The organism is Pseudomonas sp. GW821-FHT09D08, from assembly GCF_059416305.1.
In genome coordinates, this window is sequence record NZ_JBWKOX010000032.1 from 1 (window position 1) to 19785 (window position 19785).

The following is a 19785-nucleotide window of genomic DNA, read 5'->3' on the forward strand; positions in this document are numbered from 1 at the left end:
GATTCAAGGACGGTGTGGCCAGACCTTGAACCTGTAAATTGGTGGAGCTAAACGGGATCGAACCGTTGACCTCTTGCATGCCATGCAAGCGCTCTCCCAGCTGAGCTATAGCCCCGGATTTTTCGCCTCGCGGCGCAGCAGACCTTTCGAACTGCTTGTTGAAACTGGCGTCCCCTAGGGGACTCGAACCCCTGTTACCGCCGTGAAAGGGCGGTGTCCTAGGCCACTAGACGAAGGGGACAAAACCTTCTGTACAGCTGACCAGCGCTGAGAGCTGATCGATTCAAGGACGGTGTGGCCAGACCTTGAACCTGTAAATTGGTGGAGCTAAACGGGATCGAACCGTTGACCTCTTGCATGCCATGCAAGCGCTCTCCCAGCTGAGCTATAGCCCCTCATCGGTGAGGACGGGGCGAATCTTAATGGCGGTTTGGAAAGGTGTCAAATTTATTTTCAACATTTTCCAAAATTTTTTGCCGGGATAACAATCACTTACCGACGAAACCCCGGAAAACCTGGGTTTCGTCGCTGCAACGGACTGCTTAAGCGATAGCGCCCAACAGCTTTTCCCACTCTTTGTTTTCTTTCTTCGATACACCACCAAGCAAATCAAGGGCTTGGCGCAGGCGGAAACGGGTCAGGTCCGGGCCGAGAATTTCCATCGCATCCAGCACCGACACCGAACTGGCCTGCCCAGTGATCGCGGCAAACATCAGCGGCATGGCATCGCGCAATTTCAACTCCAGGGATTCCACCACCGCCTGGATCGTCGCAGTGATCGCGTCCTTCTCCCACTGGCGCAGGCTTTCCAGCTTCCACAGGATCAGTTGCATGAGCTGGCGAACCTGATCGCCCGAGAGCTTCTTGGATTCGAACAACTTGGCATCCGGGTTAACGCCACCGGCAAAGAAGAAGCTGGCCAACGGTGCGACCTGGCTGAACGTCTCCACCCTGCCCTGCACCAGCGGCGCGATCTTCATCATGTATTCCGGGTTCAACGCCCATTGCTGCACGCGGCTGGCGAACTCTTCCACCGGCAGATCACGCAGCCACTGGCCATTGAGCCACGAGAGTTTCTCGATATCGAAGATCGGCCCGCCCAGGGACACACGGGACAGGTCGAAGTTATCGACCATTTCCTGCAGGGAGAACTTCTCGCGCTCGTCCGGCATCGACCAGCCCATGCGCCCCAGGTAGTTGAGCATCGCTTCAGGCATGAAGCCCATGCGCTCGTAGAACGTCACCGAGGTCGGGTTCTTGCGCTTGGACAGCTTGCTCTTGTCCGGGTTACGCAGCAGCGGCATGTAGCACAGCTGCGGCTGTTCCCAACCGAAGTACTCGTAAAGCAGGATCAGCTTCGGCGCCGACGGCAGCCATTCTTCACCGCGCAATACGTGGGTGATGCCCATCAGGTGGTCATCGACCACGTTGGCCAGGAAGTACGTCGGCAGGCCGTCGGTCTTCATCAGCACCTGCATGTCCATGCGGTCCCACGGGATCTCGACGTCACCGCGCAGCATGTCCGGCACCACGCACACGCCTTCGCTCGGCACCTTCATGCGGATAACGTGAGGTTCACCGGCGGCCAGGCGGGCAGCCACTTCCTCTTTCGACAGCAGCAATGCGCGGCCATCGTAGCGCGGGGTTTCGCCACGGGCCTGTTGCTCGGCGCGCATCTGGTCGAGTTCTTCAGCGGTGCAGAAGCATGGGAACGCATGGCCCATATCCACCAGTTGCTGGGTGTACTGCTTGTAGATGTCGCTGCGCTCGCTCTGGCGATACGGACCGTGCGGGCCGCCAACGTCCGGGCCTTCGGCCCAGGTAATGCCCAACCAGCGCAGGGCATCGAAAATCTGCTGTTCCGACTCGCGGGTGGAGCGCAGTTGGTCGGTGTCTTCGATCCGCAGGATGAATTCACCGCCGTGCTGCTTGGCAAAGCAGTAGTTGAACAAGGCGATGTAGGCAGTGCCGACGTGGGGATCCCCAGTAGGCGATGGCGCGATGCGCGTGCGGACGGTGGTCATGGCAGGTCTCGAATGGGCGATATAACTGAAATTGAAACAAGGGGCGAATGGTAACAGCCTGGGTGATTTCTGGAAAACCGAGGCGCAGCCATCGAGGGCAAGCCCCCGATGAGGCCGGTCAAGTCACCACCCATCAAACCGCCAGCAGTCGCTCGCGCAACTTGCCAATTTCATCGCGGGTCTGCGCCGCGGCCTCGAACTCCAGGTCCCGCGCCAACTCGTACATTTTCTCTTCCAACTGGCGAATCCGCTTGGTGATCTCACTCGGCGAGCGCAGTTCGTTTTCGTACTTGGCGCTTTCCTCGGCGGCCTTGGCCATGCCCTTGCGCTTCTTGCTGCGCGAGCCCGGCACGGTGGCGCCTTCCATGATGTCGGCAACGTCCTTGAACACGCCCTTGGGCGTAATGCCGTTTTCCAGGTTGAAGGCTATTTGCTTGTCGCGACGGCGTTGCGTCTCGCCAATCGCCCGCTCCATGGAACCGGTGATGCGGTCCGCGTAGAGAATCGCCCGGCCATTGAGGTTACGCGCCGCGCGACCGATGGTCTGGATCAGCGAGCGCTCGGAACGCAGGAAGCCCTCCTTGTCCGCATCGAGGATCGCCACCAGCGACACTTCCGGCATGTCCAGGCCTTCGCGCAGCAGGTTGATGCCCACCAGCACGTCAAAGGTGCCCAGGCGCAGGTCGCGGATGATTTCCACGCGCTCCACGGTGTCGATGTCCGAGTGCAGGTAACGCACGCGCACGCCGTGGTCGGCGAGGTAGTCGGTCAAGTCTTCGGACATGCGCTTGGTCAGCGTGGTGACCAGCACCCGTTCCTCCAGCGCCACGCGCTTGGTGATTTCCGAGAGCAAGTCGTCGACCTGGGTCAGCGCCGGGCGGATTTCGATTTCCGGGTCGACCAGGCCGGTGGGACGCACCAGTTGCTCGATCACACGGCCGGCATGCTCGGCCTCATAGTTGCCCGGCGTAGCGGAGACAAAGATGGTCTGCGGGCTGATGGCTTCCCACTCGTCGAAGCGCATCGGCCGGTTATCCAGTGCCGACGGCAGGCGGAAGCCGTACTCCACCAGGGTTTCCTTGCGCGAGCGGTCGCCCTTATACATGGCGCCCACTTGCGGCACGCTGACGTGGGACTCGTCGATCACTAGCAGCGCGTCGTCGGGCAAGTAATCGTAGAGGGTCGGCGGCGGTGCGCCGGAGTCACGGCCCGAGAGGTAGCGCGAGTAGTTTTCGATGCCGTTGCAGTAGCCCAGCTCGAGGATCATCTCCAGGTCAAAGCGCGTGCGCTGCTCCAAACGCTGGGCTTCCACCAACTTGTTGTTGGCGCGCAGGTACTCCAGGCGCTCGGCCAGCTCGACCTTGATGCCCTCGATGGCGCCCATCAGGGTTTCGCGCGGGGTCACGTAGTGGCTTTTCGGATAGAAGGTGAAGCGCGGCAGCTTGCGGATCACCTCGCCGGTCAACGGGTCGAAGGCAGACAGGCTCTCGACCTCATCGTCAAACAGCTCGATGCGAATCGCCTCCAGGTCGGATTCGGCCGGGTAGATGTCGATCACATCGCCACGCACGCGGAAAGTGGCGCGGGCAAAATCCATGTCGTTGCGGGTGTACTGCAGGCTGGTCAGGCGGCGCAGCAGCTCGCGCTGGTCGAGCTTGTCGCCACGGTCGACGTGCAACACCATCTTCAAATAGGTTTCCGGGCTGCCCAGACCATAGATGCACGACACCGTGGTGACGATGATCGCGTCCTTGCGCTCCAGCAACGCCTTGGTCGCCGACAGCCGCATCTGCTCGATATGGTCGTTGATCGACGCATCCTTCTCGATAAAGGTATCGGAGGACGGTACATACGCTTCGGGCTGGTAGTAGTCGTAGTAGGAAACGAAGTATTCCACCGCGTTGTTCGGGAAGAACGCCTTGAACTCGCCGTACAACTGCGCGGCCAGGGTCTTGTTCGGGGCCAGCACCAGCGTGGGGCGGTTGATCTGCGCAATCACGTTGGCGATGCTGAAGGTCTTGCCCGAACCGGTCACCCCGAGCAGCGTCTGGTGCGCCAGGCCGGCCTCGATGCCTTCGACCATCTGGCGAATGGCCTCGGGCTGGTCGCCGGCAGGTTCAAAGCGGGTGACTAGTTGGAAATCCGACATAACGTACCTCTTGAAGTCACCCCAGACTGTAAACCCGTCGGGGACGAAAAAGACCACAACCCGCGAAGTTTAAGAGCGGGTCGTAGGAAAAAACCATGATAGCTGTAGAAGTGGTGGCGAATGTGACGGGTTTCAAGGCAATCGTCCCGCCTGCCGTCGTTGACCCATGTGGCAATAAGACTAACGGTCGGCAAATAAACCGAAAAACTTGGCCGAAAAGCCGTTTCGGTTGTCGCCCTCAGCGGTGATGGCCTCTATACTAGCTCCCCGTTTGTGCACCGCTCTAGTGCATTCGGCTGGAGCGCGACACGTCCCTCCCTTCTCCCATAGAGCTGCCGCAAAAATGAGCCTGTTCTCCGCTGTCGAAATGGCACCACGCGATCCAATCCTGGGCCTCAACGAAGCATTCAACGCCGATACACGAACCACCAAGGTCAACCTTGGCGTGGGCGTTTACTGCAACGAGGAGGGGAAGATTCCACTCTTGCGTGCCGTTGCCGAAGCGGAAGCCATTCGCGTGGCGCAACACGCCGCCCGTGGCTACTTGCCGATCGACGGCATCGCAGCCTACGACAAGGCCGTGCAGACCCTGCTGTTCGGCGCTGAATCGCCACTGCTGAACGCTGGCCGCGTCACCACCGTACAAGCGGTAGGCGGCACCGGCGCCCTGAAGCTGGGTGCAGACTTCCTCAAGCAATTGCTGCCAGGCGCCGTCGTTGCCATCAGCGACCCGAGCTGGGAAAACCACCGCGCCCTGTTCGAAACCGCCGGCTTCCCGGTGCAGAACTACCGCTACTACGACGCCGCCACCCACGACGTGAACCGTGCCGGCCTGCTCGAAGACCTCAACGCCCTGCCGCCCCAGTCCATCGTGGTGCTGCACGCCTGCTGCCATAACCCGACCGGCGTCGACCTGAGCCCGGCCGACTGGCAGAACGTGCTGGACGTGGTCAAGGCCCGGAACCTGGTGCCGTTTCTCGACATGGCCTACCAGGGCTTTGGCGACGGTATCCACGAAGACGCCGCCGCCGTGCGCCTGTTCGCCGAATCGGGCCTGACCTTCTTTGTCTCCAGCTCGTTCTCCAAGTCGTTCTCCCTGTACGGCGAGCGTGTGGGCGCGCTGTCCATCGTCGGCGACTCCAAGGAAGAAAGCGCGCGCATCCTGTCCCAGGTCAAGCGCGTGATCCGTACCAACTACTCCAACCCGCCAACCCACGGCGCAGCGATTGTTGCCGCGGTGCTCAACAACCCTGAGCTGCGCGCCCAGTGGGAAGCCGAACTGGCCGAGATGCGCCTGCGCATCCGTGGCATGCGTGAGCAGATGGTTGCCGAGCTGGCCAAGGCTGCTCCGGGCCACGACTTCAGCTTCGTCGGTCGCCAACGCGGGATGTTCTCCTACTCCGGCCTGACCGTTGAGCAAGTCACCCGCCTGCGCAGCGAGTTTGGTATCTACGCGCTGGATACCGGGCGTATCTGCGTGGCGGCGTTGAACCAGTCGAACATTGCTGCGGTAACAAAGGCGATTGTTCAGGTTCTATAAGCCTGACGGCGTCATACGAAGGGGGAAGCCGACGGCTTCCCCCTTTTTATTGGCGAACCCACTAGACTGAACCCTGATTGCCCCTTTGCTGCGAGAGCCCTATGAGAAACGACGACCTGGACCTGCGCGCCGACCGCGACGAACTGCACGACTACACCCCGCGCGCGCCCCAAGCCAAGCGCCAGAAAAGCCTGGTACTGCAAGTGGCGCTGGGGGTGTTCCTGGGCGGTTTGGCGTTGTGGCTGGTGCAATTGGGCGCGACGGCGATCATGGCCAAGCTGGCCATGGGCACCTTCCAGTTCGGCGGCTAGGCCGACGCCACACCCTGCTCCTCCAGCAACTTCACAAAACTGTTCAAACTCTGCGACACCGTGCCACGGCGCCAGATCAGCCAGGTATGCAGAGTGCGGAAACTGTCCGTCAGCGGCCACACGCTCACCGTGGTAAACCCCGGCATGCTTTCCAGCATGCTGCGTGGCATCAGCGCCAGGCCGGCCCCGGCGCTGACACAGGCGAGCATGCCGTGGTAGGACTCCATCTCGAAGATCCTCCCCGGCACCGCGCCGTCCTGTGCGAACCAGCGCTCGAAATGGTGCCGGTAGGAACAGTTGGAGCGAAAGGTGTAGATGCTCTCCCCGTTCACATCCTGCCCTCGCGTGATCGGCGCGTGGTGCAGCGGCGCAATCACCACCATCTCCTCCTCGAACACCGCCACGCCTTCCAGGGTGGCATGCAATACCGGCCCATCGACGAACGCCGCCGCCAGCCGTCCCGACAATACGCCCTCGATCATCGTGCCTGAAGGCCCGGTGCTCAGGTCCAGCTCGACCTTGGTGTGCTTCTGGTTGTAGGCCGCGAGCAGTGCCGGGATGCGCACCGCCGCCGTGCTTTCCAGAGAGCCCAGGGCAAATGCGCCCTGGGGCTCCTCCCCCGCCACCGTCGCGCGGGCTTCCTGCACCAGGTCGAGAATACGCCGCGCATAACCGAGGAAATTCCACCCGGCGGGCGACAGGCGCAGACGACTCTTCTCGCGGATAAACAACTCCACGCCCAAATCCTGCTCCAGTTGCTTGATGCGCGTGGTCAGGTTCGACGGCACCCGATGAATCAACTGCGCGGCGGCGCTGATGCTGCCTTGCTCGGCAACGGCCTTGAAGATTTCCAGCTGCACCAGGTCCAAGTCATTCTCCAATCGTGAATGTATTGCTTAATATTATTCAGTTTCCAGAAAACATACAGCCCCGTAGGCTGAACCCATTCCACTCTTTCAGCCGGACGGTGCCATGAACGCGATTTCCCACCAGACCCACGCCCTGTCGATCAACCCCGCCACCGGCGAAACAGTCGGCAGCTATCCCTACGAAAACGCCGCGCAACTGGACGCCGCCCTCGACCGTGCCACCGCAGCCTTTCGCACCTGGCGCCGCCAGCCGGTCAGCCAGCGTGCCGAACTGCTGCTGGCCCTGGCCGGCGCACTGCGCGATCAAGCCGAAGAAATGGCGCAGATGATCACCCTGGAAATGGGCAAGCCCATCACCCAGGCCCGCGCCGAAATCGAAAAATGCGCCCAGCTCAGCGAGTGGTATGCCGCCCACGGCCCGGCCATGTTGGCCCCGGAACCCACCCTGGTGGACAACGGCAGCGCCCGGATCGAATACCGCCCGCTGGGCCCGATCCTCGCCGTGATGCCGTGGAACTTCCCGGTATGGCAAGTGCTGCGCGGCGCCGTGCCGACCCTGCTCGCCGGCAATACCTACGTGCTCAAACACGCGCCGAACGTGATGGGCAGCGCGTACCTGATGAAAGCGGCGTTGCAGAAAGCCGGTTTCGCTGAAGGCCTGTTCGAAGTGATCAACGTGACCCAGGACGGCGTATCCACCGCCATCGCCGACCCGCGCATCGCCGCCGTCACCCTCACCGGCAGCGTACGCGCCGGTATGGCCATCGGCTCCCAGGCCGGCGCCGCGCTGAAGAAGTGCGTGCTGGAACTGGGCGGCTCCGACCCGTTCATCGTGCTCAACGACGCCGACCTCGACGCCGCCGTGCAGGCCGCCGTCATCGGCCGCTTCCAGAACAGCGGCCAGGTCTGCGCCGCCGCCAAGCGCCTGATCATCGAAGCCGGTGTGGTGGACGCCTTCACCGCCAAGTTCGTCGAAGCCAGCCGCGCGCTGGTGATGGGCGACCCGACCTCGGCCAGCACCTACGTCGGCCCGATGGCGCGCTTCGACCTGCGCGACGAGCTGCACGGCCAGGTCCAGGCCACCCTGGAAGAAGGCGCCACCCTGCTGCTGGGCGGCCACAAAGTCGCCGGTGCCGCCAACTACTATGAGCCGACCGTACTGGCCGACGTTACCGACCAGATGACCTCGTTCAAGCAGGAACTGTTTGGCCCCGTGGCCTCGATCATCACCGCCCGCGATGTCGACCACGCCGTGGCCCTGGCCAATGACAGCGAGTTCGGCCTCACCGCCAGCATCTTCACCACCGACCCGGCCAAGGCCCGCGACATCGCCAACCAGCTGGAAACCGGCGGGATCTTCGTCAATGCCTTCAGCGTGTCCGACCCACGGGTGGCGTTTGGCGGCGTGAAGAAGAGCGGGTTTGGGCGCGAGTTGTCGCATTTTGGCGTACGCGAATTCTGCAATGCGCAGACCGTATGGCTGGATCGCAAGTAGCAGCAGTGAACAAATGGCGTTAGCATTCTGTCCACTCGGCTTAACAGCATGTTTTTAGGGTCAGGATCGCACTGTGGAAAAGCTAAATCGCCTTCAAAGCGGAATCGAAGGGCTGGACGCTCTGCTCAAGGGAGGGCTGGTGTCTGGGGCGTCCTACATCATTCAGGGCCGCCCCGGCTCAGGTAAAACCATCCTTGCCAACCAGCTGGGGTTTCATCACGCGCGCAATGGCGGCCGAGTCCTGGTTGCCACGCTGTTGGCGGAATCCCACGACCGCCTTTTCCAGTTCCTCTCCACCCTGAGCTTTTTTGACGCCTCCCGTGTCGGCGCCGAAATCCAGTTTGTCAGCGCCTTCGACACCCTGGAAAACGAAGGCCTCGACGAAGTGGTCAAGCTGCTCAGGCGTGAGATCAGCAGGCAGAGGGCCACTGTCATGGTGGTGGACGGCTTGTTGAACGCGCGCTCAAAGGCTGACTCGCCGATCGACACGAAAAAATTCATTTCCGAACTGCAAGGGCATGCCGCCTTCGCCGGTTGCACGGTGTTGTTCCTCACCAGCTCACGCCTGGATGACGGCAGCCCCGAGCACACCATGGTCGATGGCGTGATCGAAATGGGCGAGGAACTGTTCGGCACCCGTTCCGTGCGCCGTATCCAGTTGCGCAAGACCCGCGGCAGCGGCGCGCTCACCGGCCTGCACGAGTGTGAAATCAACGACGACGGCCTGGTGGTGTATCCGCGCCTGGAAAGCCTCTATGGCCGGCCGTCCGCGCCCGACAGCGCCGACCTGACGCGCATCGCCAGCGGTATCGGCTCGTTGGACGGCATCCTCGGCGGCGGGCTGCACAGTTCCAGCGTGACCCTGGTCATGGGGCCGTCGGGCATCGGCAAGACCACCCTGGGCCTCAAGTTCCTCTCGGAATCGACGGTAGACGCTCCCGGCCTGCACTTCGGTTTCTACGAAAGCCCTCAGCGCCTGCGGCTCAAAGGCCAATCCCTGGGCATCGATATCCAGGAGATGGAAGACAGTGGCGCACTGACCATCGCCTGGCAGCCCACCACCGAAGGCCTGCTGGACGGGCTTGGCGCGCGATTGCTGCGCCTGGTCGAGGAAAAGGGCATCAAGCGCCTGTTCATCGACAGCTTGAGCGGCATGACCCGCGTCTCCAACAACCCGGCACGGATCACCGATTTCTACAGCGCACTGATGAACGAACTGCGCGCCAGGGGCGTCACGGTCTTCGCCACGTGGGAGATGCATGATCTGTTCGGCGCGGAGGTCACTTCCCCCGCGTCTGAACTGTCGAGCATTGCCGACAACCTCATGCTTATGCGTTTCTTCGAGATTCAGTCTGAACTTAGAAGGACGCTTTCCATTCTTAAGGTCAGAGACAGCTTTTATGACCCCTCATTATTGGAGGTGGTGATCCGTGACCAAGCCGTTGACTTAAGAAAGGTCTCAAGAAATGCCCCCTCAGTTGCATCCAATTCAGCGCTGCCTGGTTCAGCTTTTTAAGTCTTTGGGTAGGTTGAATTGACATGGCCACTATCCTGGTCGTCGATGACGAGTACTTGATCGCCGATATCCTTGCCTACGCACTGGAAGATGAGGGGTTCATGGTCGTCACAGCTGGCAATGGGAAAAAGGCGCTGGAGGTGCTGGAGCGAGAACGGCCGTCGCTGATCATCACCGATTTCATGATGCCGGTGATGGACGGTGAGGAGTTCGCCGAAGCGGTGCGCGCGCTGCCGGCCGTCAAGCACCTGCCGATTATCCTGATCAGCGGCGCGCAGGCCCATATCGGCATGCAGCGCTCGGACCTGTTCGATGCGGTGCTGGACAAGCCGTTCGACATCAACAAGCTCATTACCAAGGTGAAGGAACTGCTGGGGTGACCTCAACTGCGGATATGCCGGCGCACACACTGCACCAGCCCATCCAGCGCCTGCGACTTCACCGGCGCGAGCACGCACACCGTATGTTCCTGCTGGCCTTCCTTCACGGTCAGGGTGTAGTGCACCTGGCCCGGATTTCCGGGCTCTGGCGTGGTGCTCTGCGGCAACTGAAAGAAGTTTGAAGCCTCGATCAGTTGCCGCAACTCCTGCTGGTCCGGCTCGGGCAACGTGTTCAACTCCACCGTACGAGGCTGGGTCAAACCCGGAAAAAACGCCGGCCCGCCGTTTTCCTTGATCGAAATTTGCATGGCTGTTCCTCACGTCAGACGTTAATGCCAACCGCTTTCCAACCCTCCTTGACCGCCTTGTGCTCATCCTTGTTCGCGCCGTAGAGACGACCGGCGATATCGTAGGTTATACGCGCAAAACGTAAAAACCCCGAGTTCGGCCGCAACCGCGCATCGCGCAGCGCGTCATACCAGATACGTCCTGCGCGCTCCCAGGCAAACCCGCCAATCCGGGTCGCCACCTGATAGAACGCATGGTTGGGAATCCCGGAATTGATATGCACCCCGCCATTGTCCTCGTAGGTCTGGACAAAATCATCCATATGCCCTGGCTGAGGGTCCTTGCCCAGCAGCTTGTCATCGAACGCGGTGCCGGGGGCCTTCATCGAACGCAGGGCCACGCCTTTGATCTTCTTGGTGAACAACCCTTTGCCGATCAGCCAATCGGCGTCTTCGGCGGTTTGCTTCAACGCATACTGCTTGATCAGTGAGCCGAACACGTCCGAGAGCGACTCGTTCAGCGCGCCGGACTGATTGAAATACATCAGCTTGGCCTCGTCCTCGGTGACGCCGTGGGCCAATTCATGGCCAATCACATCGAGGGCCACCGTGAAGCGGTTGAACAACTGCCCATCGCCGTCGCCAAACACCATCTGGGTCGAGTTCCAGAACGCATTGTTATAGTTCTGGCCAAAGTGCACGGTGGCATCCAGCGCCATGCCGGCATCGTCGATGGAGTTGCGGTCGAACACCTCTTCGAAAAAATCGAACGTGGCACCCAAGCCGTCATAGGCTTCGTCCACGGCGGCGTCGCCACTGGCGGGCTGGCCTTCACCGCGGACCAGCTTGCCCGGCAGGCTGTCGGTGCCTTCGGCGCTGTAGATCGAGCGCCGTTTGCCGGCGCCCATGACCAGGGCCATGTGGGCCGGCCCTTTGGCGGGCACTGCGACCATGCGCAGCGAACGGAACGTGCTGTCCTTGGCGCGGGTGCGCAGCGCGATGTCGCGCTGGGCCTTATCACCGTGACGCGCGATCTGGTCGAGCATATACGGCGGGATCAGGCAGAAAATCGGGTTACGGTGGTGGCGATCACACATTGGCTGGCTCCCTGTTGGCATATGGTGTAGCTCCGGTAACCGTTTGAGGATAGCCCCCCAGGGTTAACCCGTGTCATCAATTGTCATCAATCTATGTTGCAGTCGTGTTTATCCAAGGAGGACTTACCCATGCCAGCCCGCAAAGCCAAAATCGATCTTGCGCACCGCCCACGACTCGCCGATCTGCGCCCGTTGATCGCGACCAATCCCACCCTGATGGAAGCCCGGGCGACGACGCCCCGTGTCACCGCGGCCAAGGACCTACAGGACCGACGCGGCTACGCCGAGGATTTTCTCAGCAGCTTCGCAGTGCCCTGGCCCACCGCCGCTGAGGCATTGGCGGACGACGTCCAACCGCTGCGCCTGGACTACACGCATTTCTCGGTGACGATGTCCCGTTCCCGACGACTGGCGCTCTACGTGGGCGTCAATATCGATGGCGGGCAGCATGTGGAGATAGTCCGCAGCAACGACACCTGGGCCTACGATGGGCGCCTGCCGATCAGCGCCCAGGTGGGCGAAGAGCTCTATGCCAGCAATGGCCTGGATCGCGGCCACCTGGTACGGCGCCAGGATCCCAACTGGGGCGACGCGGCAAACACCGCCAACCTCGACACCTTCCACTTCACCAACTGCTCGCCGCAGATGAGCGGGTTCAACCAGAAGACCTGGCTGGAACTGGAGGACTACATCCTCAATAACACGCAGCGTTGGAAAGCCCGGGCAACGGTGTTCAGCGGCCCGGTGTTCGCCGACGACGACCGCCTTTACCGTGGCATCAGAATCCCCAAGGCGTTCTGGAAAGTGGTGGCCTACCTCAGCGATGACGGCAAGCCCTCCGCCAGCGCCTATATGATCGACCAAAGCCGCGAGCTGGGTCAGCTCGACCTGATGTTCGGCCAGGTCAGGACCTACCAGCGCAGCGTGATCCAGATCGAACAATTGACCGGCATCCGCTTCGCCAACCTGGCGGACTACGACGGCTTCAGCAACGAAGAGCGCGCCACGGGCACGCGAATTGAAGCGCTGATCCGCGGCCCCGAGGATATTCGTCTCTGACCGGGCCCCCTTCGGGCTGTATCGCCTGGCCCTAATCAACTACCATACCGCGCCGGTTCCCGAACGGGACTAATAGGGAATCCGAAGCGCGGTACACCGCGTCAATCGGAACTGCCCCCGCAACTGTAGGTGCCGAGCCTGCTCCCCACTGCCACTGGACCGCGTCCGGGAAGGCCGGAGCGTGGCGACGACGCATCAGTCAGGAGACCTGCCGGCCCAGTAATCACTAACCGGCGGGGTGTCCGGGAAGGGCATCCTTGCCTGCCCGTTCGGCAGCGGTCGAGGGCGTATTTCCGAACCGTACCTGCCCTGTTTCCACGTACGGTCCACACGGAGATCGCCTCATGCTGCCACGCGTTACCGCCCTGATCAGCGGCCTGGGTTTCTGCGCCCTGGCCCACGCCGCGCCAACTCAGTACCCGCTTACCCTGGAAAACTGCGGCAGCACCCTCACCTTCCCGCAGGCGCCCGCGCGCAGCGTGACCATCGGCCAGGCCGCCACCGAAATGCTCTATGCCCTCGGCGTGGCTGACCGCGTGGTGGGCACCTCGCTGTGGTTCAACAGCGTGTTGCCGCAGTTCAAGGCGCAGAACGACGGCATCGAGCGCCTGGCCAACAACGAGCCCAGCTTTGAAGCGGTGATCGCCAAGCGCCCGCAACTGGTGGCCGCCGAGCTGGAATGGGTGGTAGGCCCGCAAGGCGTGGTCGGCACCCGCGAGCAGTTTCACGACCTGAAGATCCCCACCTACCTGCTGCCCTCCGACTGCGAAGGCAAGGACAACCTGGTGGGCGCCGACGGCACGCGGCTGGAGCCGTTCCGTATCGAGACGATCTACAAGAGCATCCGCCAGCTGGCGCAGATTTTCGATGTACAGGATCGCGGCCAACAGTTGAACGATGAGCTCCAGGCGCGCCTGGCCCAATCCGTGGCCACCGTGCAGAGCAAAGGCCTCAAGCAGGCCAGCGCGCTGGTGTGGTTCTCCAGCGCCGAACTGGCCAGCGACCCCTACGTGGCCGGCCACAAGGGCATTCCGGAGTTCATGCTCGAAACCCTCGGTTTGCACAACGTGGTGCAATCCGATGAAGAATGGCCCGCCGTCGGCTGGGAAACCCTCGCCAAGGCCAACCCGACCTTCCTGGTGATCGCCCGCATGGACCGCCGCCGCTACCCCGCCGACGACCATGAAAAGAAACTCGCCTTCCTGCGCAGCGACCCGGTCACGCGCAACATGGACGCGGTGAAAAACAACCGCATCATCATCCTCGACGCCCTGGCGCTGCAGGCCAGCATCCGCATGTTCGACGGCCTTGAACACCTGGCCACGGCCATCGACGGCTACGACCTGCCGCAATGATCCGGACCTTACTCGCCCTGGCGCTATTGCTGATCGCCGTGCTCGCCGGCGTGGCCATCGGCGAAACCGCCATCTCGCCCCAGGTGGTGCTGCAGGTGCTCGCCAACAAACTGTGGGCGGCCGGTTACGTGCTGGACCCCATCGATGAAGGCGTGGTGTGGAACTACCGCCTCACCCGTGCCCTGGTGGCCGCCGCCTGCGGTGCGGGGCTGGCCACCTGCGGGGTGATTTTGCAGTCGTTGCTGCGCAACCCGTTGGCCGATCCGTACCTGCTGGGCATCAGCGCCGGGGCTTCGACCGGCGCGGTGCTGGTGGCGTTGATGGGCGTGGGCGGCGGGCTGATTTCATTGTCGGCCGGCGCCTTTGTCGGCGCGATGGCGGCGTTTGCCCTGGTGATCCTGCTGGCGCGGGCCAGCGGTTCGTCCAGCGGCACCGGGCAGATCATCCTCGCGGGCATCGCCGGGTCGCAGCTGTTCAATGCACTTACCGCGTTCCTGATCACCAAGTCCGCCAGTTCCGAACAGGCGCGCGGCATCATGTTCTGGCTGCTGGGCAACCTCAGCGGCGTGCGCTGGCCGTCGGTGTGGCTGGCGGTGCCGGTGGCGGTCACCGGCCTGGCGGTGTGCCTGTGGCATCGTCGCGCGTTGGATGCGTTCACCTTCGGCACGGATTCGGCCGCGTCCCTGGGCATCCCGGTGCGCCGTGTGCAGGTTGTGCTGGTGGGGTGCGCGGCGCTGGTGACGGCGGTGATGGTGTCGATTGTCGGCTCCATCGGCTTTGTCGGCCTGGTGATCCCCCACGCGGTGCGCCTGCTGCTCGGCACCGGGCATTCGCGCCTGCTGCCCGCCAGTGCGCTGGGCGGCGCGTTATTTTTGATTGCGGCCGATGTGTTGTCGCGCACCTTGATCAAAGGCCAGGTGATCCCGGTCGGCGTGGTGACGGCGCTGGTGGGCGCGCCGGTGTTTGCGCTGATCCTGATTGGCCGGAGGAATGCGCGATGAGCGTACTGAGTTGCACCGGCCTGGGCTTCAAGGTGCGTGAGGCGGAATTGCTGCGCGATATCCACCTGGAGGTGCAACTGGGGGAAACCCTGGGGATTGTCGGGCCCAACGGCTCCGGCAAATCCACCCTGCTCAAACTGCTTGCCGGCCTGCGCACACCGGCCAGCGGCGACGTGCGCCTGGGCGGCCAGCGCCTGGGCGACCTGTCCCGCCGCGCCATCGCCCAACAGCTGGCGGTGGTAGAGCAACAGGCCGACACCGACGACGCCATCCGCGTGTTCGACGCCGTGGCGCTGGGCCGTACACCGTGGCTGTCGGCGCTGAGCCCGTGGTCCGGCGGCGACGACGCCATCGTGCGCCAGGCCCTGCATGATGTGGACGCCACCCACCTGAGCCACCGCGCCTGGCGCAGCCTCTCCGGCGGCGAGCGCCAACGCGTGCACATCGCCCGTGCCCTGGCGCAACGGCCGCAGATCCTGTTGCTGGATGAGCCGACCAACCACCTGGATATCCAGCATCAACTGGCGATTTTGAAAGGCGTGCAAGGCTTGCCGGTGACCACCCTCATCGCCCTGCATGACCTGAACCAGGCGCTGACCTGCGATCGCCTGGCCGTGCTGGACCGTGGGCGCCTGGTCGCGCTGGGCAAGCCGCTGGAGGTGCTGACGCCACAGCGACTACAGGAGACATTCGGGGTGCAGGCGCATTACCTGACGGACCCGTTCGATGGGGCGCAGATACTGCGGTTGCGGTCTAACTGAACAGGACATCCCCACATTAGGATCTACAGAGGCCTGCGCATATGGGCCGTCTGCCGGCTTAAGCCGGTACCCGATCTATCCGCCCTGAATAACACCCTTGCCTGGCGTTATGCACATGAATGTAGCTGACCTCGGGATTGGCCAACATCCGCTCAATCAAGGGCTCAATCACCAGCCCTTCCACGACATCTGCATCCACCATCATGCCTTCCTCGGAAAATGCCCGCAGGGACAGCAGCCGGATTCGCATCACCTCCGGCACCTGATTAACCGCGTCAAAAGCCTGCGTCGCCCCCTCGCGGATGAAAATCGCGTGCGACGCACGGTACGGCGAATGCGCCGGCTGGCTGACGTGATTGAGCAACAGCACGCTCTGCCCAACCTGCACGTCTTTCATCTCTATGCGGTCGGGAAAACCGGGGTGACGGTCGACTCGGTAACGCTTGATCCCTCGCGCGGCAAGCTCATCGTCGGGCAAACCAAACACACTGAGAAATGGATCGGGAGCAAGGCCCGTAATGCGGAAGTTCATGGTGGGCGCCTCTTAGGGTGAGCCCTATGAGACGAGCACCTGGACAGCGGGGGCTATCCGATTCTTGCGGTGATATTCACGGGCGGCTGGCTCGCTCGTAGCAAAGGTAGTCGTTCGAATCTGTGCCCACACAGACAAACCCGGCGCGCTCATACATCAGCCGGGCAGGGTTATCGGAACGTACGCTCAATCGCAACTTCAAGAAGTCATTCTGCCCAGCCGCCGCCACGTAAGCGTCCAGCAACGTCCGACCGATCCCCTGGCGTCGGTAAGCGTCACTGACGTTGATCGTACACAGCTCCGCAACCCCCTCCTCTGCCGTCCACAGCGAATAACCGGCGAACTGCCCGCCCAGCATCGCGATCGTCAAGCGTTCGAAGTTATCGACCCAGCGCGTAAGGTGGCGCTCCAACTGGAGCCGCCAGGCGGCTTCGTGGTCGGGCTCCCAGCGGCGGATGTAGTCCTGCTCTCCCCGATAGATCAACGGCAGATCGGTCACCGTCGCCGGCCTCAACGTCAGCGCGTTCACTCACGCAACTCACACACAGCGCTGCCCTTCATACCGGAGGCATGTACGCTCACGTGGCGCACGGAAAAACCGGGCTTGTCCACGAGCTTCCTCTCTTCCCAGGCCCCACCGCTGGCGACCTGATAACCAATGGCGCCGTCCGCCTGCCAGGTCAGGCGCAACATATACACACCGCGTTGGTCGGGGGCCCGATGGAAGAAGGTGTCGATGACCGGCTTGGCTTTGTTGAAGGTGCGCAGTTGGAACAAGCGCTGGTCGCTGTCGGTGGGCGTGTAGCTGGAAAGAAACAGGGTGTCGTCCTCGGCAGCGTCCTCGGCCGCCGCAAGAATCACCGACGGCACCCACTTTTCGCCGCGGTCCTGGTTGTCGGTGGTGACCTTGCAGGTCAACTGGCCTGTTCCGGTGACGTTCTGGCGCAGAACGGTTTCATACATCCCATAGGGCACATCGAACGTCAGTGTTTTTTCGGTGACCTGGCCACAGCCTGCCAGCAGATACAGCGCCGATAGACCGATGGCTCCTTGGAGAATCTTCACGTGCTTTCCTTGGCTTGGGGGGAATGTGTGGAGAAAAGAGGGTACCCGGCCTGCTGATAAAAGATAAGGCGGTTGTGGTGAATCGGTCCTTTCTGTGGGAAGCGGGCTTACTCTGCACTGGCTGGTTTTGGGGCTGCTTCGTAGCCCAACGCGAGCAAGCTCGCTCACCACAGAGGAATGGGTGAGCCTTAGAGAGGCGCCTATACAGTTATGCCTGTTCGCCATCAATGCACTGAGTGATCCACTGTCGGCTATAGGCCAACACCCCATCCGCCATCGCCACCGGAAAATGAATAAATCCATGGGCCGACTCCGGCAACAGGTGTGCTTCAGCACTGGGCCACCGCTCAGCAATCAACAGCGTGTCATCCTTGAGCGGGTCCAACTCCCCGACAAACATCAACGCCGGGGGCAGCCCTTCAAAGTCGCCGTACAACGGCGACAACGGCGGCTGTCGGCGCTCATCATCACTCAGCCCCGGCGTGAGCATCCGCAACGCCGCCACCATCCCCGGCCCGTCCAGCAGCAACGTTTCAGGCCCGGCCGCGCGTACGCTCGGTGTACCGGTCAGGTCATAAACGCCGTAATACAGCACCGCGCCGCTTATGCGCTTGAGCAGTTCCGGCCATTGCTTGAGCGCCAGCAATGTCGCCGCCGCCAGATGCCCACCGGCCGATTCACCGACGACGATCACCGGCAGCCCGGCAAACTCATCATCCGTGAGCAACCAACGTGCGGCATTCAAGCAGTCTTCCATCAAGCCTTCGACCGGCGTATCCACCGCCAAGCGATAATCCACCGACACCACCGCGACGTCGCACGCCTGCAGCATGCCCAGGTTGAGGTCGTCATCCATCTGCGCATTGCCGATCACCCAGCCGCCGCCGTGGATATCCAGCACCACGCCCTTGGGCTTGCCGCTCGGCCGCAGGATGCGCACCGGGACGTTGTCGACAATCCGGCTTTCAGCCGGTATGGCACGCTTGAGCGTTTGACTGACGCGCAACAGCGCCTGGATCAAACGCGGCGTAACGCGATTGCGGATCTTGAAGCGCGGCAGCCAGGCGAGCTTCTGATTGAAGCGGCGCATCTGGGCCAGTTCCGCCTCGCTGGCGGGCCACGGTTGGTGAGCCATCAACGGTTATTACGCAGAATCGAGAAATTCAGCGCCGCCGCCACACACAGCCACGCCAGGTACGGGAACAGGATCAGGCCGGTGATCAGGTCCAGGCGCACGGCCAGTACCACCATCGCCGCCACGGTGATCCACAGCAACACGATGATCACCATCCCGGCCAGCAGGCGATGCGCGCCGAAAAATACCGGCGTCCACAGGGTATTCAGGGCAATTTGCGCGGCCCACAGCGCCAGCACCATTTGACTGCCGGGGATCAGGCTCAAGCGATAGCCGGCCCAGGCCAGCAGCAGGTAGATGATCGTCCAGGCCACCGGGAACAGCCAATTGGGTGGAGTGAAGCTGGGTTTGACGAGGGATTCGTACCAGGCGCCGGGTTTGAAAATGACGCCGGTACTGGCGGCGGCGGCGCAGGCAAGCAGGAAGATAAAGAAGGTCATCGTCTGTCCTTGGCGGGAATGATTTGAAGCTTGGACGTGCGACACCTACCTAAAAGTTCAGCGCCAATTCATTCCGGTATCTCCAACCCGACAATCCTCAGCCAGGGCCACCGCGCCTGATAACTGCGCGCCTTCTGCTCAAACAACGTCTGCTCCGGATGCAGTGGATTAATCCGCAAAATCCCCAACTCCACATCCTCCAACCCATACGGCGCATACACGTCGCCCGTGGCAATCTCCAAGCCGATGCACGTACCGGCCACCAGATAACGGTCGACCCCGTCGCGCGCCGACTGCAACTGCGGGTAAGGCCGACCAAAGCGCTGAGCGTACCAAAGGTGCACCCGCGCCTGGTTCTTGACCTCGACATTCACGCCCAGGTCTTTGAACAGCTCATCCGCCGCACGAATCACCGCGTCTTCCGCCTCGTAGGACAGGTCGGTGTCGAAGTAAAAAACGTCGTAATCCTTCACGCCCTGATCAGCCGGCAGATTCGCCTGATGATTCCACACCGCCTGGAACAGGCAGCCCGCCGTGAGCATGCACTGGTCCACACCAAGGTCAGGCAGGCGCGCAGTGATTTCGGCGTTGATGGGGTTGGCCATGGCCAGTTCGAGCAGGGTGTCGACGGTCAATGTCATGGGGGCTCCTTCATCATCGGTACGGTCCTGGGGAGCAACGGTACAACATTGAGCGCTGGCGCCGCTTCTTCACGTCATCAAAATTCGCTAAGGTGCCGCGATGCCCTGCCCTCACCGAGACCGCCCGC

At 62.2% G+C, this 19785-nt stretch carries 20 protein-coding genes, 3 tRNA genes and 1 riboswitch; of the genes, 9 read left to right on the forward strand and 14 right to left on the reverse strand.

Annotated elements, in window-relative coordinates:
- Positions 1-39: 39 nt before the first annotated feature.
- The 5 genes from AC07OP_RS29990 to uvrB all read right to left on the reverse strand — a co-directional run bounded on the left by AC07OP_RS29990 (position 40) and on the right by uvrB (position 4173).
- Positions 40-115: transfer RNA gene (locus AC07OP_RS29990), tRNA-Ala, on the reverse strand.
- 50 nt (positions 116-165) lie between these two features.
- Positions 166-241 (reverse strand) — tRNA-Glu (locus AC07OP_RS29995).
- Positions 242-319: 78 nt separating this feature from the next.
- A tRNA-Ala gene (locus tag AC07OP_RS30000) sits at positions 320-395 on the reverse strand.
- A gap of 147 nt (positions 396-542) precedes the next feature.
- Positions 543-2024, reverse strand: coding sequence for a glutamate--tRNA ligase (gene gltX, locus AC07OP_RS30005; protein WP_005789780.1), 1482 nt, complete (start codon positions 2022-2024; stop codon positions 543-545).
- A 133-nt stretch (positions 2025-2157) separates the two neighbouring features.
- Complete coding sequence (uvrB, locus tag AC07OP_RS30010) at positions 2158-4173, reverse strand: excinuclease ABC subunit UvrB (protein ID WP_495103158.1); 2016 nt, start codon at positions 4171-4173, stop codon at positions 2158-2160.
- A 343-nt stretch (positions 4174-4516) separates the two neighbouring features.
- On the opposite strand from uvrB, the gene AC07OP_RS30015 reads away from it, so the two are divergent.
- Complete coding sequence (locus AC07OP_RS30015) at positions 4517-5713, forward strand: amino acid aminotransferase (RefSeq protein ID WP_027604058.1); 1197 nt, start codon at positions 4517-4519, stop codon at positions 5711-5713.
- A gap of 101 nt (positions 5714-5814) precedes the next feature.
- Positions 5815-6024 carry a hypothetical protein gene (locus tag AC07OP_RS30020; protein WP_016970937.1) on the forward strand — a complete coding sequence of 70 codons (210 nt, stop codon included), beginning with the start codon at positions 5815-5817 and terminating at the stop codon, positions 6022-6024.
- On the opposite strand, the gene ptrR is transcribed toward AC07OP_RS30020, so the two are convergent.
- Entirely contained in the window at positions 6021-6893 is an 873-nt protein-coding gene (gene ptrR, locus AC07OP_RS30025; RefSeq protein ID WP_098479026.1) for a putrescine utilization regulator PtrR, read from the reverse strand. The genes AC07OP_RS30020 and ptrR overlap by 4 nt on opposite strands.
- 103 nt (positions 6894-6996) lie before the next feature.
- Here ptrR and AC07OP_RS30030 point away from each other — a divergent pair, with 103 nt between their 5' ends.
- From AC07OP_RS30030 to AC07OP_RS30040, 3 genes are all read left to right on the forward strand, one after another.
- A complete protein-coding gene (locus tag AC07OP_RS30030) occupies positions 6997-8388 on the forward strand; it encodes an aldehyde dehydrogenase family protein (RefSeq protein ID WP_495103157.1) in 1392 nt (463 codons plus the stop codon).
- Between the two features lie 73 nt (positions 8389-8461).
- Positions 8462-9904 carry an ATPase domain-containing protein gene (locus AC07OP_RS30035; RefSeq protein ID WP_145336320.1) on the forward strand — a complete coding sequence of 481 codons (1443 nt, stop codon included), beginning with the start codon at positions 8462-8464 and terminating at the stop codon, positions 9902-9904.
- A 23-nt stretch (positions 9905-9927) separates the two neighbouring features.
- On the forward strand, positions 9928-10284 hold the full coding sequence (locus AC07OP_RS30040; protein ID WP_027604054.1) for a response regulator: 357 nt from the start codon (positions 9928-9930) through the stop codon (positions 10282-10284).
- Between the two features lie 2 nt (positions 10285-10286).
- Here the strand turns inward: AC07OP_RS30040 and AC07OP_RS30045 are convergent, their stop codons facing one another.
- Complete coding sequence (locus tag AC07OP_RS30045; protein ID WP_115486901.1) at positions 10287-10592, reverse strand: protealysin inhibitor emfourin; 306 nt, start codon at positions 10590-10592, stop codon at positions 10287-10289.
- A gap of 14 nt (positions 10593-10606) precedes the next feature.
- On the reverse strand, positions 10607-11668 hold the full coding sequence (locus tag AC07OP_RS30050) for a M4 family metallopeptidase (RefSeq protein ID WP_027604052.1): 1062 nt from the start codon (positions 11666-11668) through the stop codon (positions 10607-10609).
- A gap of 129 nt (positions 11669-11797) precedes the next feature.
- Between AC07OP_RS30050 and AC07OP_RS30055 the strand changes: the two genes are divergently transcribed.
- The 4 genes from AC07OP_RS30055 (at position 11798) to AC07OP_RS30070 (ending at position 15844) form a co-directional block, all read left to right on the forward strand.
- Positions 11798-12727: a DNA/RNA non-specific endonuclease gene (locus tag AC07OP_RS30055; protein WP_495103156.1), complete on the forward strand. Its 930-nt coding sequence runs from the start codon at positions 11798-11800 to the stop codon at positions 12725-12727.
- Positions 12728-12763: 36 nt separating this feature from the next.
- Positions 12764-12957, forward strand: a riboswitch (cobalamin riboswitch).
- A gap of 114 nt (positions 12958-13071) precedes the next feature.
- Positions 13072-14082: an ABC transporter substrate-binding protein gene (locus AC07OP_RS30060; protein ID WP_027604050.1), complete on the forward strand. Its 1011-nt coding sequence runs from the start codon at positions 13072-13074 to the stop codon at positions 14080-14082.
- Positions 14079-15083 carry a FecCD family ABC transporter permease gene (locus AC07OP_RS30065; protein WP_065940391.1) on the forward strand — a complete coding sequence of 335 codons (1005 nt, stop codon included), beginning with the start codon at positions 14079-14081 and terminating at the stop codon, positions 15081-15083. The genes AC07OP_RS30060 and AC07OP_RS30065 overlap by 4 nt, the downstream gene beginning before the upstream one ends.
- Positions 15080-15844, forward strand: coding sequence for an ABC transporter ATP-binding protein (locus AC07OP_RS30070; protein ID WP_495103155.1), 765 nt, complete (start codon positions 15080-15082; stop codon positions 15842-15844). The genes AC07OP_RS30065 and AC07OP_RS30070 overlap by 4 nt, the downstream gene beginning before the upstream one ends.
- Before the next feature lie 58 nt (positions 15845-15902).
- Here AC07OP_RS30070 and AC07OP_RS30075 read toward each other — a convergent pair whose 3' ends face one another.
- From AC07OP_RS30075 to AC07OP_RS30100, 6 genes are all read right to left on the reverse strand, one after another.
- Positions 15903-16376, reverse strand: a complete 474-nt coding sequence (locus AC07OP_RS30075) for a DUF1203 domain-containing protein (protein ID WP_027604047.1) — start codon at positions 16374-16376, stop codon at positions 15903-15905.
- Positions 16377-16452: 76 nt separating this feature from the next.
- Positions 16453-16905 (reverse strand): GNAT family N-acetyltransferase, encoded by a 453-nt coding sequence (locus AC07OP_RS30080; RefSeq protein ID WP_193603554.1) that lies wholly within the window; start codon positions 16903-16905, stop codon positions 16453-16455.
- On the reverse strand, positions 16902-17441 hold the full coding sequence (locus AC07OP_RS30085) for a hypothetical protein (RefSeq protein ID WP_495103154.1): 540 nt from the start codon (positions 17439-17441) through the stop codon (positions 16902-16904). The genes AC07OP_RS30080 and AC07OP_RS30085 overlap by 4 nt, the downstream gene beginning before the upstream one ends.
- Positions 17442-17649: 208 nt before the next feature.
- A complete protein-coding gene (locus AC07OP_RS30090) occupies positions 17650-18576 on the reverse strand; it encodes an alpha/beta hydrolase fold domain-containing protein (protein ID WP_495103153.1) in 927 nt (308 codons plus the stop codon).
- Complete coding sequence (gene tspO / locus AC07OP_RS30095; RefSeq protein WP_065925072.1) at positions 18576-19016, reverse strand: tryptophan-rich sensory protein TspO; 441 nt, start codon at positions 19014-19016, stop codon at positions 18576-18578. The genes AC07OP_RS30090 and tspO overlap by 1 nt, the downstream gene beginning before the upstream one ends.
- A gap of 68 nt (positions 19017-19084) precedes the next feature.
- Positions 19085-19657 (reverse strand): nucleotidyltransferase family protein, encoded by a 573-nt coding sequence (locus AC07OP_RS30100; RefSeq protein ID WP_495103152.1) that lies wholly within the window; start codon positions 19655-19657, stop codon positions 19085-19087.
- Between the last annotated feature and the right edge of the window lie 128 nt (positions 19658-19785).